The sequence below is a fragment of the Roseovarius indicus genome, assembly GCF_008728195.1.
Taxonomy (GTDB): domain Bacteria; phylum Pseudomonadota; class Alphaproteobacteria; order Rhodobacterales; family Rhodobacteraceae; genus Roseovarius; species Roseovarius indicus.
In genome coordinates, this window is sequence record NZ_CP031598.1 from 5,301,761 (window position 1) to 5,318,325 (window position 16,565).

The following is a 16,565-nucleotide window of genomic DNA, read 5'->3' on the forward strand; positions in this document are numbered from 1 at the left end:
TGGTGATTTCCGTCAATAGTATGCTAGACACTGAGCACGATTACAAACGGCTTGAGCCCTGGATCAGACAATAATGACAAATCGCAGTTCAGCGGCCGAGGACGAGGCCGCAAAAGAGGACCGGGCGGGGAACTCCGACGATCAGAATGCAAGCGGCGAGTCATCGTCCGGCAGCGGCGGCGACAAGCCCGAAGGTGCCGTACCGTTTTCCTCTCGCCGGCGACCTGAGCCGGAATCCGCCGAGCCGGCAGCACCGGTGCGGCGCCCGGGCTCGGTGCAGAAACCCCGGCAGGCTACCGCCAATCCAAAGGCGGCTGGCTCTGCTGCGAAAGCCGCCAGAGCGCCTGCGAAGGGGGCCGCAGCGGCGCGGCAAAACGCCGCCGCCAAGCCCGCGGCTCAACCCGCAGCTCAAAAACCCCAGGCCCAGGCTCAAGCGCCCGCCGATGCGCCCAAGCCCGAGGTCAGGCCCGTGGCCGGCCCGGCCACGCTGAAAAAGCGCCATTGGGGCCTGATCACGTCGTTCCTGTTCCTGGCGGTCATACCATTCGTGGCAACCGTCGGGTATCTCTTTACCGTGGCCGAAGACCAGTACCACTCGGTGGCAGGCTTCACCGTTCGCAGCCAGGAGCAGGCCGGCGCGAACGAAATACTGGGTGGCCTGGCTGACTTCGCCGGCGCGTCGACCGCCTCCGACAGCGACATTCTCTACGAGTTCATCCAGAGTCAGGAAATGGTGCAGTCGGTCAACGACGCCATCGACCTGCGCGCGCATTACTCCCAGTACTGGCCCAACGACTGGGTGTTCTCGATTTGGGGCGATGCAACCCAGGAAGACCTGATCTGGTACTGGAACCGCATGGTCGGCGTGTCCTACGACTCCTCGACCGGCCTCATCGAGATACAGGTCAAGGCCTTCGATCCCCAGACCGCCCGCGAGATTTCTCGCGAGATCGTCTCGATCTCCCAGTCCCGGATCAACGAGCTGAACCTGCAGGCCCGCGAAGATGCGATGCGTTATGCCCAGGACGACCTCGAGGAATCGGTCGAGCTTCTCAAGAATGCCCGGGAAGCCATCACCGAATTTCGCACCCGCTCCCAGATCGTCGATCCCGAAACCGATATCCAGACCCGCATGGGCGTGATGACCAGCCTGCAGCAACAGCTGGCCTCGACGCTGGTCGAATACGACCTGCTGCGCGGGACCTCGAGCGACAACGACCCCCGGATCACGGAGGCACAGAAGCGCATCGAGGTGATCCGCGACCGGATCGCCATCGAGCGGCGCAACTTCGCCAGTTCCAGCACCGAAACCGGCGGCGTCAGCCAGGATTATCCCTCCCTGATCTCCGAGTTCGAGCGCATGACCGTCGATCGGGAATATGCCGAACAATCCTATTTCGCCGCGCTGACAGCCCTGGAATCGGCCCGCGACGAGGCCAACCGGCAAAGCCGCTACCTCGCCACCTATATCAAGCCCACGCTGGCGGAAGCGTCAGAATACCCTCAACGGCTTGTGCTGTCGGGTCTGGCCGGGCTCTTCCTGCTGCTCTTCTGGTCGATCCTCGCGCTGATCTACTATTCCATCCGGGACCGGTCCTGAGGTTCGCGATGATCCGGTTCGAGAACCTGACGAAAAGTTTCTGGATCAGGGGCAGGCAAAAGGTTGTCATCGACAACCTCAACCTGACCCTGCCCAGCGGGCGGTCTCTTGGCCTGCTCGGGCGCAACGGGGCCGGAAAATCGACCCTGCTCCAGATCATTGCCGGCACGATGAGCGCCGACAGCGGGCGTATCGTCTCCGACGGGTCGATCTCGTGGCCGGTGGGTCTGGCCGGGGCCATTCACCGCGAACTGACCGGCGCGGAGAACGTCAAGTTCCTCGCCCGCATCTACGGCGTCGACACGGAAGAGCTGATTGCGTTCGTACAGGATTTCGCGGAACTGGGTGACTTCTTCAACATGCCCGTCCGCAGCTATTCCTCGGGGATGCGCTCGCGCCTCGCGTTCGGGGCCTCGATGGGCATCCATTTCGACACATACCTCGTAGACGAGGTCACCGCCGTGGGCGACGCCCGCTTCAAGCGGAAAAGCCAGGAGGTGTTCAAGGATCGCATGTCGCGGTCAAGCGCGATCGTGGTCAACCACTCGATGCCGGGCCTGAGGCAATTCTGCGATTCCGGCCTCGTGCTCGAAAACGGCGGCGTCACCTATTTCGAGGACCTCGAAGAAGCGATCACCTACCACAACGACCTGATGAAATGAGCCGGCACACCACCGCCCGGGTTGCGACAGGCCGGCCTTTCACGTTTAACACCCGGAACACGTAACCGCGCGGGGCGCGAAGGCATGGCGACAGGAAAACTCCTCATGGTGGGGGCCGGGCTGTCCGGGGCGGTGATCGGCCGCACTCTGGCCGAGGCCGGGCACGATATCACCATCGTCGACACCCGCGACCATATCGGCGGCAACTGCCATACCGAGCGGGATACGGCGACCGGTGTGCTCGTCCACGTCTACGGCCCGCATATCTTCCACACCGACGACGCCGGAGTGTGGGACTACGTAACCAGCTTCGTGGCCTTCAAGCCCTACACCAACCGGGTCAAGACAACCGCGCGCGGACAGGTCTTTTCCCTGCCCGTCAACCTGCACACCATCAACCAGTTCTTCGGCAAGACGATGCGCCCCGAAGAGGCCCGCGCCTTCATAGCCGAGACGCAGGCAGACACCTCCATCGACACCCCCCAAACCTTCGAGGAGCAGGCCCTCAAGTTCGTCGGCCCCGATCTCTACGAGACCTTCTTCAAGGGCTACACAATGAAGCAATGGGGCTGTCACCCGTCCGAGCTGCCGGCTTCGATCCTCAAGCGGCTGCCGTTGCGCTTCAACTACGACGACAACTACTTCAGCCACCGTTTCCAGGGCATGCCCGAGCACGGCTACACCGACCTGATCGCCCGCATCCTCGATCACCCCTCGATTGCCGTGCATCTCGACACACGCTTCGATCGAAGCAAGGCGGGAGAGTATGACCATGTCTTCTATTCCGGCCCGCTCGACGGCTTCTTCGATTACGAACTCGGCCAGCTCGGGTATCGCACCCTCGATTTCGAGCGCTTCACCCATGACGGCGACTACCAGGGCTGCGCGGTTATGAACTACGGCGATGCCGACGTGCCCTACACCCGCATAACCGAGCACAAGCATTTCGCACCGTGGGAAAGCCACGATGCCTCGGTCTGCTACCGTGAGTTTTCCCGCGCCTGCGGTCCGGACGACATTCCCTACTACCCGATCCGGCAGGTGAAGGAGAAAGCGCTTCTGGCCGACTATGTCAAACTGGCCGAAACCACCGAAAACACCACCTTCGTGGGCCGGCTCGGCACCTATCGCTACCTCGACATGGACGTCACGATCCGCGAGGCGCTGGATACCGCACAAGGCTATCTCGACGCCTTGGAAAACCGCCGCCCCATCCCCACCTTCTGCAAATCGCCGCTCTGACCCCGCACCGGGCGCCGGCAATGGCGCGGCTTTGACGATTGACATGAATTGCCGCGCCGGTGAAAAGTCCGCGCGCAGCAAGGGGAAACGGCATTATGGCAAACCATTTTCATCGCAACGACCTGCCCGACGGGCTCGACCTTGGCCCGGTGGTGGCCATCGATTGCGAGACGATGGGCCTCAACCCGCACCGCGACCGGCTCTGCGTGGTGCAGCTGTCGGGCGGCGACGGCGAGGCGCATATCGTCCAGATCGCCCAGGGCCAGGACAGCGCCCCCAACCTCGAGGCGCTGCTCGAAAACCCCGACGTGCTCAAGCTTTTCCATTTCGGCCGGTTCGATATCGCCGCGATGTACAACGCCTTCGGCGCGCTGGCGGCCCCGGTCTACTGCACCAAGATCGCCAGCAAGCTGATCCGCACCTACACCGACCGGCACGGGCTCAAGTATCTTCTCCAGGAACTGCTCGGCATCGACATCTCGAAACAGCAGCAATCCTCCGACTGGGGCGCACCCGAGCTGACCGACGCCCAGCTCGACTATGCCGCCTCCGATGTGCTCTATCTTCACCAATTGCGCGAAAAGCTCGATGAACGGCTCGCCCGAGAAGGGCGCACCGATCTTGCCCGGGCCTGCTTCGGCTTCCTGCCCACCCGCGCCAAGCTCGACCTCGCAGGCTGGCCCGAGATCGACATTTTCGCGCACTGACGATGGCGCGGCGGGACAATCTGCACTCTCGGGTCGTGGCATGGATGAAGATCATCCTGCCACTGGCCGCGCTTGGCATCCTGTCCACGCTGTTCCTGATTTCCAATACCTTCGACCCGAACGAGGCGCTGCCCATGGTCGATATCGACCTTCAGCAACGCGCGCAGGATCAGGGCGCCACCAACGCCACCTTCGCCGGCGTCACCCAGGCCGGGCACCAGGTGACCGTGCAGACCGTTCGCTCGCGCCCCTCGCCCGAGGATTCGCGCCTTTTCCTCGCCGAGGACGTCACCGCCGCCTTCCTCCTCAACTCGGGCAACTCGGTGAACATCACCTCGGACCGGGGCGAGATGAACCAGCACCGCAACAGCGCATCGCTGTCGGGCAACGTTCATATCGACACGTCGACAGGCTACGTTCTGACCACCGAACTGCTCACCGCGAACTTCGACGAGCTTTACGCCGAAAGCCCCGGACCGGTCGAAGGCACGGCCCCCGCCGGCGATCTCACGGCGGGCCGCATGGTGCTCAGGAATAACGCCGAAACCGATCAGGCACATTTGCTTTTCACCAATGGGGTCAAGCTGATATACCAACCGCAAATTTCCGAGGAATGACCCCGTGTTGAATTGGTTCAAAGCATTTGCGATCGCTGCCCTTCTGGCCCTCCCCGGCCTTGCGGCCGCCCAGGGTGCGCAGGTCGCCTTCGGGAACATGCAGCAGAACAGCAACCTCCCCGTCGAGGTGACGGCCGACAATCTCGACGTCGATCAGGAGGACGGCACCGCGGTCTTCACCGGCAACGTCAAGATTGGCCAGGGCGACATGCGCCTTTCGGCCCCGCGCGTTCTGGTCGTCTACAAGGAAGACCAGAGCGGCATCAAAACCCTTCAGGCCACCGGCGGGGTCACGCTGGTCAGCGGGCAGGATGCCGCCGAGGCGGCCCGCGCCGACTACAATATCGAGACCGGAATGATCGAAATGCAGGGCGACGTCCTGTTGTTGCAGGGCACGAATGCGCTATCTTCGGAAACCATGGTCGTCGACACAAGAGCCGGAACCGCCCGCATGTCAGGGCGGGTCAAGACCGTCCTCCAGCAGGGGGGCGAGCAATGAGCGTGACCGACCGGCGCCTGCACCTAGCGCATCACAACAGCGGGCTCAGCGTCAAGGCGATCCGCAAGAGCTACAAGAAGCGCGTGGTCATCCGCGACGTGTCCCTCGACATGGAACAGGGCGAGGTCGTCGCGCTCCTGGGGCCGAACGGCTCGGGCAAGACCACCACGTTCTACGCCATCGCCGGCCTCGTCTACCCCGAGGGCGGGCAGGTGCTGATCGACGGGCGCGACGTGACGACACTGCCCATGTACCGCCGCGCCAAGCTTGGCATCGGCTATCTTCCCCAGGAAATGTCGATCTTCCGCGGCATGTCCGTCGAAGACAACATCATGTCCATTCTGGACATATCAGAGCGGGACCGGCACAAGCGCCGCGAAAAACTCGAAGCGCTCCTTTCCGAATTTTCCATCGAACACCTCCGCCGCGTTCACGCGCTGGCCCTGTCGGGCGGTGAGCGCCGCCGGGTGGAAATTGCCCGCTGCCTCGCCGCCAACCCGAAATACCTGCTGCTCGACGAACCCTTCGCCGGGGTCGACCCGATCTCCGTCGGCGATATCCGCCGACTCGTGGCCGATCTGAAGACCCGCGGCATCGGCGTGCTGATCACCGATCACAATGTCCGCGAAACGCTCGAGATCGTTGACCGCGCTTACATTCTGCACGACGGACAGGTTCTGATGTCGGGCAGCCCCAGCGATGTGGTCGCCAACGAGAATGTCCGCCGCGTCTATCTCGGCGACAACTTCAGAATATCCTGAAGCGTCCCCGGCACTTGCTCGCGTTTCGTGTCATCACCGCGTCATACTCATTGACAAGCGCCCCGGAAAACGCCTCAATTGTCGTATGAACTTCTGGTGTCCCGTCCACTCACAGCCGAGATCCCGCTTCACCGGGAAGGCGTTCGGACAAACCGGAAGCATGCTGCCACGTGTTGGTCGGATCAGGGTATCCCGGTGCTGAGAACTGCAGCCGGCTGATCCGTCGCGTCAATAATGAGGAGGCACGATGCGCTATCAAATCAGTGGAAAACATATCGACGTAGGGGATGCCCTGAAAACCCATGTGGAACAGGAATTACAAAGCGTCATTGAGAAATATGCCGAACGGCCCACCGATGCGCAGATCATTTTTTCGAAGATTTCGAGCGAATTCGCCTGCGAGGCGACCGTTCACCTGTCGACCGGGCTGACCGCCCAGGCGAAGGCACAGGCGCACGAAATCTATGCCGCGTTCGACCAGTGCAGCGAGAAGATGGAAAAGCAGCTGCGACGCTACAAACGTCGCCTGAAAGATCATCATCGCGCGCGGTCTGTGCCTGTTGAACTCGCAGGCGCATCGTCATATATCCTCGCCTCTGAAAAAGAGGGCGAGGATTCGGAACCCGAAAGCCTGCAACCGATCATCGTCGCCGAGATGGAAACCAAGATCCCGTCTCTTTCTGTCGGCGAGGCGGTCATGCAGATGGAGCTTGCAGGTGTTCCCGTCCTTGTCTTCAGAAACGAGGGGAAGAACGGGCTCAATGTCGTATATCGCCGGGACGATGGAAATATTGGCTGGATCGACCCCTAAAACGAGTAGCTGGGTATAGGGTACCGGGCCGGTTCCACGGAGCAAAAGATGGACGTTTCAATGATCCTCAAACCTGAGGCCGTGCGTGTATTGTCTGGTGTATCGAGCAAGAAAAGGCTCTTTCACGAACTCGGCATGATCGTCGAATCCGCCTATGACGTCAGCCACACCAGCGCGATCGATGCCCTGCAGGAGCGCGAAAGCCTCGGGCCGACGGGCGTCGGCCACGGTGTCGCCCTGCCCCATGCCCGTCTCGACTGCGTCGAGGAGGTGATCGGCGCGATGGTCGTACTCGAAAAACCCATCAACTTCGACGCGGTCGACCGCCAGCCGGTCGACCTCGTCTTTTCGCTCTTCGCGCCAAGCGATGCGGGGGTCGAACACCTCAAGGCACTGGCCCTGGTCTCGCGCACCCTGCGCGACCCGGCCCTTTGTGCCAAGCTGCGGGCCAATACCGACCCGGCCACGCTTTACACTATCCTGACGGAAGCGCAGTCGGTTCAGGCCGCCTGAAACCGGCGCATTTGGGGGCTCAGCCCCACGCCTCGAAGCCGAAAAGCAGGTAGTCGCGCTGATAGACCTGCGCGGCCAGCGCCTCGATCTCGGCGTCGTAGATATCTTTCAGCGCATGCGGGCCGTTCGCGGCCGCCGCCTTGGGCGGTTCGGCCTTCCGATAGCCCATCTCCCGCGCCAGCCGGTCCAGCGCCGGTCCCATCTCCTCTTCCCGGATGATGAGATCGGGCAGGGTGAATTGCGCCATTCCCTGCAACGCCGCTGCCTGCGTCGCCCAATGCGCATCGACGCGAATGCTGGTCTGCCCGTTCAGGTTGGCGCGCAGGAATTCCAGGAACGCGACAAACGCCGCACGGTGCGCCGCAACGTCATAGTTTTCACCCGGCTGATCGCCCGGGATGGGCAGCTTGTAGAAATTGCGCAGGGTCTTCCGGATCTCGGCAAACGTCCCCGGCCCGCGCGGCAGGATCCGGGTGCAGAACGCGGCATGGGCCCGCGCCACCGGATGACGCAACACCGTAAAGCTCCGATGCCCCGTGTTGCGCCGCATCCATTGCCGCAGCCCCTTCTGGTTCATCTGCGTCGGCAGCGTGTCGACCGGCACGCCATCCAGCCCCGCCAACCACTCCAGCACCTCCGCCTCCGGCCCGGCCCGCATCGGCATGTACAACAGCGAAGCATGCGCGCCCGTCACGAATCCCGGCACCGCCGGCCCCCGCCGCGGTTCGAAATTCGGCGTGCGGCTCAGGTTGAACATGTCCAGCCCCGAGATCGACCGCTCCATCGCGTCGTAATTCGACACTTTCTCCGACAGCGCGCTCGGGTTCTGCTTCTTCAGTGACTCGTCAAGCTTCTCCAGCCGCTCCTCCGACCCGAGGAACCGCGCCAGCCCGTTCATCACCTCGACATCCTGCAAATCTTCGTAATCGACGTAAAACGCCGTCTGCCCAGTCACCTGCAGCCGGTTCATCAGGAACACCTGGAACATCTGAAGCCGCGAGACATGCTCCTCGAATTCCTTCGCGTCGAATTCGATCTGGCTGTCCTTGCGCCGCTTGACGTTGGTCAGCTTCCATTGGCCCGTCGCCTGCGCGATCTTCCACGAGACATAGCTTTCGGCCGGGTTGCGGGTGAGAACGATCTTGGCACAGCGCGGATCGTCAAGGCAGATATCCAGCACCCGCGGGTCATGATCGTGGAAGAACCGGAACCCGCCCATCCCCTCGGTCCGGTCCCGGATGGCGTCGACCAGAACGGAAGGATCAGCCTCCCGCTCCGCCTGGGTCACGCCAAGGATCTCGGTCTTGTTGGGGTAGCCGATGAAATGCGGGTTGAACGCCTCGCCATGACAGGTGAAGCCCTCGAACGCGTTCAGGTTGCTCTCAAGGAAATTCGACCCCGTCCGCATTTCGGCGAACACCACGAAATAATCGAACGGCTCCGCCATCGCGTCTTACTGCACCAGGTAGGGTTTGCGTTTGCCGGGCTGCGGCTCGTGGCGGCCATGCGCCACCGGGAAATCGCCCATCAGGTAGGGGTGCATCCCCTGGTTCTTGAGGTTCTGCAGGAACTGGCCGAACCCGGTCAGGTCGGCCATCTTCGGCACCTCCGCCAGGCCGCGCTGATACTGCTTGCCGATCTCGTCGATCACGGTCTGTAACGGCTCCATCGGGGCCTCTATGAACTCCGCCAGCGTCCAGATCCGGATCCGCGCCTTCGCCCATTCCGAGCGCAACACCTTCAGATGCTCGCTCTCGATCTGCTGCAAAAGCGCGGCCTCTTTCCGGATGTCCGAGAAATTCTTGTTCGACTTGAACAACGGAATGGCCCACGCCCCGGTGATCACCGAGATCTGCGCATTCGGGTCCTTCGCGATGTCCCAGTCGATCTTCTCGATCATGTCCCGCGGCCCGAACTGAAAGCACTGCCGCTCGCCCCGCGTGTTCCAGATCAGGTTGGTCAGGAAGGCCCGCTTGTTGTAATCCCGCAGCTTCGCGCTGTCGCTCAGCGCGCCGTTCATCACGATCTGCCCGTCGGAATACTCCACACGCTCCTTGGCGAACAGGTGGCCATGCACCCGCGCCCCGGTGACCTTGGCCAGCCACGGTTCGAAATTCTCGAAAAGGTCGCTGAACCCCTCGAAGACCGAGTATTGCGCACAGGTCATCCCGCCCTCGCGGCCCGGCGCGGGAAACCGGCTCTGCATGTAAAGCCCCGGCCGCCCCCGCGTCCGCCGCTCGACCGCCTTCGAGAAGATCCGGTCGATCTTCCCCGGGTTCGGCTCGGTCCGCTTCATCGCGCTGTCCTGATCGGTCAGGAACGCCTCGTAAAGCCGGTTCGCAAAGGGCCAGATCTTGCGCGCGACAAAGCAATCCGACCGCCGCAAAAGCTGAAGGTGATCGTCGTAGAAGATATGCGGCTTGCCCTGGTAATCGAACTTCGACAGAGTCAGCGACCGGCTTTCGATCTTTCGGGAATAAAGCCGCGCCAGCGTCTGAAAATAGCTCTCGTCGGGGATCCAGACACGCCGGAAATAGCGGTCATACGCCTTGCGCTCGGGGTCCTCCAGGATGGCCGACAGCGTCTGCCGCGTCAGGCACCACCACTGGCTTCCCATATGCGGCACGACGCCATTGGGAATGTGCCGCTTGTACCCCACGGCGCGCTGGAACTGCACGTACTTGTCGAAAAGATAGCGTTGCCGCCGCCAGGAGAACGGAAACCGCAGGGTAAAGCGCTCCTGGTCAAGCCCGCCGATCGTCCACGGCACGTCCGCCGTGGTGGCGGACTCGATGAAATCCGTGGTCTGGCGGTCGGCAAGATAGTCGATCAGCTCCTGCACCGGCCGCAGGGGAAGGCAGGCGCCAGAGGCGAGGTAGACATGCCGCACATCGGCAAACTCCTCGAGCATCGTCTCGCCCGCCGTCTGGGTCGCCGCGACAAGGCCCCAGGTGCCCCATTCGCACCGGTGCCGCTTGACGAAGCGGATATCGGGCAGATCCGCCATCGACGTGACGAAAGCGTTGTAGGTCTTGGCAGGGACATTCTTGTCGACGTGAAACACGATGGGGCAGCCGGCGGCGGCCCAGTGCCGGGCCACCTGCTCGGCCCGGTCGAACGCCGTATGAACCAGCATGATGATGCCGACACTCATGGCCGCACCGCCCTTTCCCTCAAGCCCAGTTACCCTTTGACATCAGTCCGAGTATCTCTAGTTGACGCCAGTTTATATATTTTTCCGACCAATTGCACCAAAGCTCTGGATTCTGGTGAATATTTTCTGCGTATGCTTTGTATTCCACGCTTCCCGAGTAATGCTGCCGCCGCTTCAACTCTTCCTCGGCCTTCTCCGGCAGGGTGTCGAGGAACTTGGTATGAAGCAGCACGCCGCTCGCCTTCTCGCCGCCCCACTGGTCATAAGTCAGGTTCAATCCCCGCGGCAAAAGCGTATGGGTCGAGCTGACATAGGCATAATGCCGGTCCCATTTCACAAGCGGTATCTTGTTCAGCGCCGGCGCCTTCTTGGGCCGGTCAGGAAAGAAGACCCGCGCCCGCGGCCCGCCCTGAATCCACAGGTTCCAGTAAGACGGGTTCCGCTCGATCATGTAGTTGCCCGGGTCGAACCATGCCGCGATCTCGACCGGGTCCTGCCCGGGGCGATAGTTCACCGCGTCGATCCGGCCCTTGGGGTACATGTCCAGCAACATCGCCCCGAACGACCGCACGCCGGAACTGTCCAGCCAGTCGGTCAGCGCCCGCACCGGCCGCGTGTCACAGAACGGGTAGACGAACAGCTCATCGGGGTCGACAACCAGCGTCCAGTGCCCGTCGCCGTATTTCCGCTGCAACCAGTTGAGCCAGTCCACCCCGAAGCGCGACCGCTTGTAGCTGGCCTTGGTCGTCCACAACGACACGTCGGGCTGCCCGGTCAGAAACTCCCGCCCGCCATCGTCGCTGTCATTGTCGACCATCAGGAAATGCGACACGCCCAGCTTGCGATAATACTGCAGGAAATACGGCAGGCGCACGTTCTCGTTCCGGAAGGTCGAGAACAGCAGGATATCCCCCGGCTTGATCCGGTCGGTCCGGTCGCGCACCGGCTTCACGGCAAAATGCTTGCGCCAGGCCCTGATCTGCGCCCGCTTCCGGCGCAGCCGCATGATATATGACTGCCAAAGGCTCACTGCTTACTGCCCTGCTTTCGCGCCAAACAGACGCCGGACATTATGCCCCGTTGGTTAAGGGAACCCTGCCTGCCGCCAAGTGCCTGAAATACGGCGGGCCCCGACCCGTTTGGCGCACAATACCCGAGCGCCAAAAAATGGCAACAAATCAACGGCCCGGGTTCGCACATGATCAAATCCAGTTACCCCGCGACATCAACCCCATCGCCTCCAGCTGGCGCCAGCTTGTCAGTCGCGTCGACGCCTCGCACCACAGATCGGGGTTTTCGACGAGAGCGTCGTAATAGGCATCATAGAGCTCGCTATTGGCGAAATGCTCGCCCCGCTCTTTCTCCTCCGCCGACTTCTCGACAATCGTGTGCAGGAACTTGGTATGCAGCAAAAGGCCCGATGTCTCTTCCCCGCCATCCTCGTCATAGACGAGGTTCAGATCGCGCGGCAAAAGCGCATGCGTCGAATTGATATACACGTACCGCCGGCTCCACTTCACCAGCGGAACCTTTCCCATGGTCGGCGCCTTGCGCGGCTCCTCGGCAAAGAAGCACCGCGCCCGCACGCCGCCCTGGATCCACAGGTTCTGCTGCTTCGGCTGCTTCTGGATCATGTAATTCCCCGCATCGAACCAGCACAGCGTCTCGAACGGGTCCTCGCCGGGGCGGTACTCCTGCGCCTTCACCGGCCCCTTGGGGTACATGTCCAGCATCAGCGTCCCGAACGAGCTTCGCCCCGTCCGCTCCAGCCATTCGACCAGCGCGGGCAGGGGCCGCGTGTCATGATGCGGATAGATCAAGATCTCGTCGGCATCCAGCGTCAGGCACCAATGCCCGTGCGCGTGCTTGATCATCAGCCATGTCAGCCAGTCGAGCCCGAACCGCGACAGCCGATAGCTATGCTTCGTCGACCACAGCGACACGTCGGGCTGTTCAGCAAGGTACTCCCGCGTGCCGTCATCGCTTTCGTTGTCGACGAACAGGAAGTGCTCGACCCCCAGTTTGCGGTGATGCTCAAGGAAGAACGGCAGGCGCACCGCCTCGTTCCGCACGGTCGAGGCGGTGAGAATGGCGCCCGGCTTTATCTGAGACGTACGGTCGATGACCGGGGAAAGCTGCCGGCGTTTCCGAAGCGCACGGAACAACAGCCGCCGCCGCTTCCAGCGCAGCCTGTATTTCGTCGACGCCTCCGAAAGCCAGCCCATCTTGCCCGTATCCTGCCGCCCTGGCCGCAGAATCGGCGTTATTTGTCGTAATGTCCAGTTTGGTGCCACCGCCACGCATCGGCGATCATCTCGCCCAGCGTCGAGCGGGCCGGTTCCCACCCAAGTTCGGCCTTGGCCCGTGTCGACCCCGACACCAGTTTGGTGCAATCGCCGGGCCGCCGTTCCCCCTCGGTCACCGGCACCTCGCGGCCTGTCACGTCACGGGCGTGGTCGATCACCTCGCGCACGGTGAACCCGCTGCCGGTGCCAAGGTTGAACACCCGGCTGCCGCGCTTGTCCTCAAGCCATTTCAGGCCAAGCACATGCGCACCCACAAGGTCCATGACATGCACGTAATCGCGAATGCAGGTGCCGTCGGGCGTGTCGTAATCCGTGCCGAAAATCGTCAGCGCGTCGCGCTTGCCGTCCACCGCATCCAGCACCAGCGGAATAAGGTGCGTCTCGGGCTGGTGAAACTCGCCAACCTCCGCCTCCGGGTCGGCGCCGGCCACGTTGAAATACCGGAAGATCACGCTGCGCATCCCGTATGCAGCCTCGAAATTCTCCAGCATGTCCTCGATCGCCCGCTTCGAGGCCCCATACGCATTGATCGGATGCTGCGCGCAGTCTTCGTCCAGCACCACGTTGTCCTGGTCGCCATAGGTCGCGCAGGTCGAGGAAAACACGATATCAAGGCACCCGGCATCGACCGCCGCCTGCAGCAGCGTCGCCGACCCCGACACGTTGTTGTCCCAGTAGATCCCCGGGTTGCGCATGCTCTCGCCCACCTGGCTCAGGGCGGCGAAATGCATGACTGCGCTGGGCTGGTGTTTGGCGAAAACTTCTGCCAGCCGGTCGGCATCCCGCAGGTCGCCCTGCTCGAAAGGCCCGAACTTCACCGCCTCTTTCCAGCCGGTGCACAGGTTGTCGTAGGTCACCGGCGTGTACCCGGCCGCCCTCAGGCTCTTGCAGGCGTGAGAGCCGATATACCCGGCGCCCCCGGTAACAAGGATGTTGGTCAAACCACGCCTCCGGCGGTTACTGCGCGGCCTTCTCGGCGTGCACCACTTCGTTCAGGTAGCCCCACAGGTCGTCGCGCAGGTCCGGACGCGACAGCGCGAAAGCCACCGTTGCCTGAAGGTACCCGGCCTTCGACCCGCAGTCGAAGCGCTGGCCCTCGAAACGGAAACCATAGACTTCCTCGCCGTCTTCCCGCGCATCGGCGATCGCGTCGGTCAGCTGAATCTCGCCCCCCGTGCCGGTGCGCTTCTTGTTGAGCTTGCTCAGAACCTTCGGCGTCAGGATATACCGCCCGATCACCGCAAGGTTCGACGGAGCTTCGCCCGGTGCCGGTTTCTCGACAAGACCCTTGGTCGAAACGATGCGCCCCATGTCTTCCTTGATGTCGAGCACACCATAGGCACCCGCCTTTTCCTCGGGCACCTCCATCGCCGCAACGATGTTGCTTTGCTTTTCCTCGAAGGCCTCGACCATCTGCGCAAGGCATGGCTTGTCGGCGGCGATGATGTCGTCGGGCAGGACCACGGCAAAGGGCTCATTCCCGATCAGCCGGCGGGCACACCACACGGCATGGCCCAGCCCCAGCGGCTTGGCCTGCCGCATATAGGCGATCTCGCCGCTGTCCATGTCGGTGCTCTTCAGGATTTCCAGAAGCTCCGTCTTGCCGGCCTTGCGAAGCTGCTGTTCAAGCTGTGGAGCGTTGTCGAAATAATCCTCAAGCGCGCTTTTCCCGCGAGAGGTCACGAAGATGAATTCCTTGATCCCGGCGGCGCGGGCCTCGTCGATGGCGTATTGCACCAAGGGACGATCGACCAGGGTCATGATCTCTTTCGGAACGGACTTGGTCGCCGGCAGAAACCGCGTTCCCAGCCCCGCTACCGGAAAGATCGCCTTCGATACCCTATTGCGCATGGAACTTTTCCTCACTGTGTTTTCGGGTCGTGTTTACACCAATTCGCAAAGGCACGCACGGGTCCGAAGGAAATTCATCTTTCTGAAACCACCCTTGGGCAAGAATTCTCCCACGGGTGTCCTCTATCGGTCGTAAATCGGTCAATACCCGCAGGTCGCGAGCCTCAGGCAAGGCCCATCGCTTGCATCATGTCCTCTATCCTGTCCACATCTTCGGGATTGTTCAACTCCCAGAACTGCCGGCCCCGCGCCTCGACCTCGACGCACAGCACCGTGTGCCCGTTCTCCATGAAGCGCAGCTGCTCCAGCCCTTCCAGCTGTTCCAGCGGCCCGGTCTCGAGCGCCGGATAGGCGCGCAGGGCCTCGGGGCGGTAGGCGTAGACACCGACATGGTGATAAACCGGCGTCGGCTGATCGTCGGCATAGATCGTGCCCGTGTAGGGCACGACCTCCTTCGAGAAGTAAAGCGCATGGCGGTCACGCGTGAAAACCGCCGTCGTCCCGCCCACGCGCCCCTGCGCCCGGTCTTCGAGAAAACTGCGATGCGCCTTCCCGTCGCACACCAGCACCGGCGTCGCCACGTCGGCCCCCGCGTCGGCGCGCATACCGGCAATCAGCTCTTCCACGAACCACGGCGGCGTCAGCGGCGCGTCGCCCTGCAGGTTGACGACGATATCATAACCCCCGCCCAGCGCATCCAGCGCCTCGGCACAGCGCTCCGTGCCATTCCGGCAGTCCTCCGAGGTCATCACCACCTCGGCGCCGAACCCCTCGGCGACTGCGCGGATGCGGTCGTCATCGGTGGCCACGACCACCCGGTCGGCCCCCTCGACGGCACAGGCCGCCTGCCAGCTCCGCTCGATCAGCGACCGCGCCTCGCCCGTGGCCCCGGTCAGCTCCACCAACGGCTTTCCGGGGTAACGGCTCGACGCATAGCGCGCCGGAATGACGATCAGCACACCCATCAGGCGGGCTTCAGCTCCACGCCGGGCGCATAGGCGATGAAGAACGGGTTGGCATAGCCATCCTTGCCATAAGTCAGCGGGCTGTGGTCGTCGAACCGCACCACCTTGCCGCCCGCGCCCTGCAGAACGGCATGGCCGGCGGCGGTGTCCCATTCCATCGTGCGGCCCACGCGCGGGTAAAGATCGGCCTCGCCCGTCGCCACCAGGCAGAACTTGAGCGACGACCCAGCGCTCTTGGAATCCTTCACCGCGTACTTGTTGATGTAATCGTCCGTCGCCTGGTCGCGGTGCGATTTGCTCGCGACAACTATTAGAGCTTCGTTATCAGATTTTCTTACGGTGATCGGACATTTCTGTCCTTCATCTTCAACTGTGTGCTTATCTCTACCGATAAAGATTTCTTCTTCTACAGCCTGCCCTTCAGGAAGATTATAGAAAAGTCTGCCTTTGGCCGGGGCATACACCACGCCGCGGGTCGGCACGCCATCCTCGACAAAGGCGATGTTCACGGTGAAATCGCCGCGCCGGTGAACGAATTCCTTGGTGCCGTCCAGCGGATCGACGATCAGGAACGTGTCGGCCTTTTCGCTGTGCGAGGCGGCCTGTTCCTCGGTCACCAGAACCACGTCCGGAAACGCATCCCGCAGCCCTGCCGAGATCAGCGCATCCGCCGCCTCGTCGGCCTCGGTGACCGGGCTGTCATCAGATTTCACCTTCACGTCGAAATCGTCGGAATTGTAGATTTCCATGATCTTTTCGCCCGCCTCAAGCGCTAGGCGGCGGGCGACGGGCACGAAGTCGGAATAATTCAATGGGCTGCTCCGAATAGAGTGGGTGGCCATATCACGGCCTTGTTGTCAGATCGGTCGCCGCCCCT

The 16,565-nt window shown here is 62.4% G+C and carries 17 protein-coding genes; 9 read left to right on the plus strand and 8 right to left on the minus strand.

Going from position 1 to position 16,565, the window contains the following annotated elements:
* Positions 1 to 469: 469 nt before the first annotated feature.
* The 9 genes from RIdsm_RS25570 to RIdsm_RS25610 all read left to right on the plus strand — a co-directional run bounded on the left by RIdsm_RS25570 (position 470) and on the right by RIdsm_RS25610 (position 7,412).
* Positions 470 to 1,600, plus strand: coding sequence for a KpsE/RkpR family capsule polysaccharide export protein (locus tag RIdsm_RS25570; protein ID WP_057812217.1), 1,131 nt, complete (start codon positions 470 to 472; stop codon positions 1,598 to 1,600).
* 8 nt (positions 1,601 to 1,608) lie between these two features.
* On the plus strand, positions 1,609 to 2,262 hold the full coding sequence (locus tag RIdsm_RS25575; protein WP_057812215.1) for an ABC transporter ATP-binding protein: 654 nt from the start codon (positions 1,609 to 1,611) through the stop codon (positions 2,260 to 2,262).
* Between the two features lie 84 nt (positions 2,263 to 2,346).
* Complete coding sequence (gene glf, locus RIdsm_RS25580; protein WP_177228383.1) at positions 2,347 to 3,504, plus strand: UDP-galactopyranose mutase; 1,158 nt, start codon at positions 2,347 to 2,349, stop codon at positions 3,502 to 3,504.
* A gap of 95 nt (positions 3,505 to 3,599) precedes the next feature.
* A complete protein-coding gene (locus RIdsm_RS25585) occupies positions 3,600 to 4,211 on the plus strand; it encodes a ribonuclease D (protein ID WP_057812211.1) in 612 nt (203 codons plus the stop codon).
* A 44-nt stretch (positions 4,212 to 4,255) separates the two neighbouring features.
* Entirely contained in the window at positions 4,256 to 4,828 is a 573-nt protein-coding gene (lptC, locus tag RIdsm_RS25590; RefSeq protein ID WP_236553172.1) for an LPS export ABC transporter periplasmic protein LptC, read from the plus strand.
* A 97-nt stretch (positions 4,829 to 4,925) separates the two neighbouring features.
* A complete protein-coding gene (gene lptA, locus RIdsm_RS25595; RefSeq protein WP_082647251.1) occupies positions 4,926 to 5,327 on the plus strand; it encodes a lipopolysaccharide transport periplasmic protein LptA in 402 nt (133 codons plus the stop codon).
* A complete protein-coding gene (gene lptB, locus RIdsm_RS25600) occupies positions 5,324 to 6,088 on the plus strand; it encodes an LPS export ABC transporter ATP-binding protein (protein ID WP_057812206.1) in 765 nt (254 codons plus the stop codon). The genes lptA and lptB overlap by 4 nt, the downstream gene beginning before the upstream one ends.
* Before the next feature lie 247 nt (positions 6,089 to 6,335).
* The gene (gene hpf, locus RIdsm_RS25605) at positions 6,336 to 6,899 is read left to right on the plus strand and encodes a ribosome hibernation-promoting factor, HPF/YfiA family (RefSeq protein ID WP_057812204.1); all 564 of its coding nucleotides are present in this window, start codon (positions 6,336 to 6,338) and stop codon (positions 6,897 to 6,899) included.
* Positions 6,900 to 6,947: 48 nt separating this feature from the next.
* Entirely contained in the window at positions 6,948 to 7,412 is a 465-nt protein-coding gene (locus RIdsm_RS25610; RefSeq protein WP_057812202.1) for a PTS sugar transporter subunit IIA, read from the plus strand.
* Positions 7,413 to 7,431: 19 nt separating this feature from the next.
* Here RIdsm_RS25610 and RIdsm_RS25615 read toward each other — a convergent pair whose 3' ends face one another.
* The 8 genes from RIdsm_RS25615 to cysQ form a co-directional block, all read right to left on the minus strand.
* Positions 7,432 to 8,859, minus strand: coding sequence for a sulfotransferase family 2 domain-containing protein (locus tag RIdsm_RS25615; protein WP_057812200.1), 1,428 nt, complete (start codon positions 8,857 to 8,859; stop codon positions 7,432 to 7,434).
* Positions 8,860 to 8,865: 6 nt separating this feature from the next.
* Positions 8,866 to 10,566, minus strand: a complete 1,701-nt coding sequence (locus tag RIdsm_RS25620) for a DUF5927 domain-containing protein (RefSeq protein ID WP_057812198.1) — start codon at positions 10,564 to 10,566, stop codon at positions 8,866 to 8,868.
* Positions 10,567 to 10,585: 19 nt separating this feature from the next.
* A complete protein-coding gene (locus RIdsm_RS25625) occupies positions 10,586 to 11,572 on the minus strand; it encodes a glycosyltransferase family 2 protein (RefSeq protein ID WP_057812197.1) in 987 nt (328 codons plus the stop codon).
* A 196-nt stretch (positions 11,573 to 11,768) separates the two neighbouring features.
* On the minus strand, positions 11,769 to 12,791 hold the full coding sequence (locus RIdsm_RS25630) for a glycosyltransferase family 2 protein (protein ID WP_057812195.1): 1,023 nt from the start codon (positions 12,789 to 12,791) through the stop codon (positions 11,769 to 11,771).
* A 38-nt stretch (positions 12,792 to 12,829) separates the two neighbouring features.
* The gene (gene galE, locus RIdsm_RS25635; protein ID WP_057812194.1) at positions 12,830 to 13,813 is read right to left on the minus strand and encodes a UDP-glucose 4-epimerase GalE; all 984 of its coding nucleotides are present in this window, start codon (positions 13,811 to 13,813) and stop codon (positions 12,830 to 12,832) included.
* A 16-nt stretch (positions 13,814 to 13,829) separates the two neighbouring features.
* On the minus strand, positions 13,830 to 14,723 hold the full coding sequence (gene galU / locus RIdsm_RS25640; protein WP_057812192.1) for a UTP--glucose-1-phosphate uridylyltransferase GalU: 894 nt from the start codon (positions 14,721 to 14,723) through the stop codon (positions 13,830 to 13,832).
* A 164-nt stretch (positions 14,724 to 14,887) separates the two neighbouring features.
* Positions 14,888 to 15,688 carry a 3-deoxy-manno-octulosonate cytidylyltransferase gene (locus RIdsm_RS25645; RefSeq protein ID WP_057812190.1) on the minus strand — a complete coding sequence of 267 codons (801 nt, stop codon included), beginning with the start codon at positions 15,686 to 15,688 and terminating at the stop codon, positions 14,888 to 14,890.
* A complete protein-coding gene (gene cysQ / locus RIdsm_RS25650; protein WP_057812188.1) occupies positions 15,688 to 16,500 on the minus strand; it encodes a 3'(2'),5'-bisphosphate nucleotidase CysQ in 813 nt (270 codons plus the stop codon). Before cysQ ends, RIdsm_RS25645 begins: the two co-directional genes overlap by 1 nt.
* Positions 16,501 to 16,565: the final 65 nt, after the last annotated feature.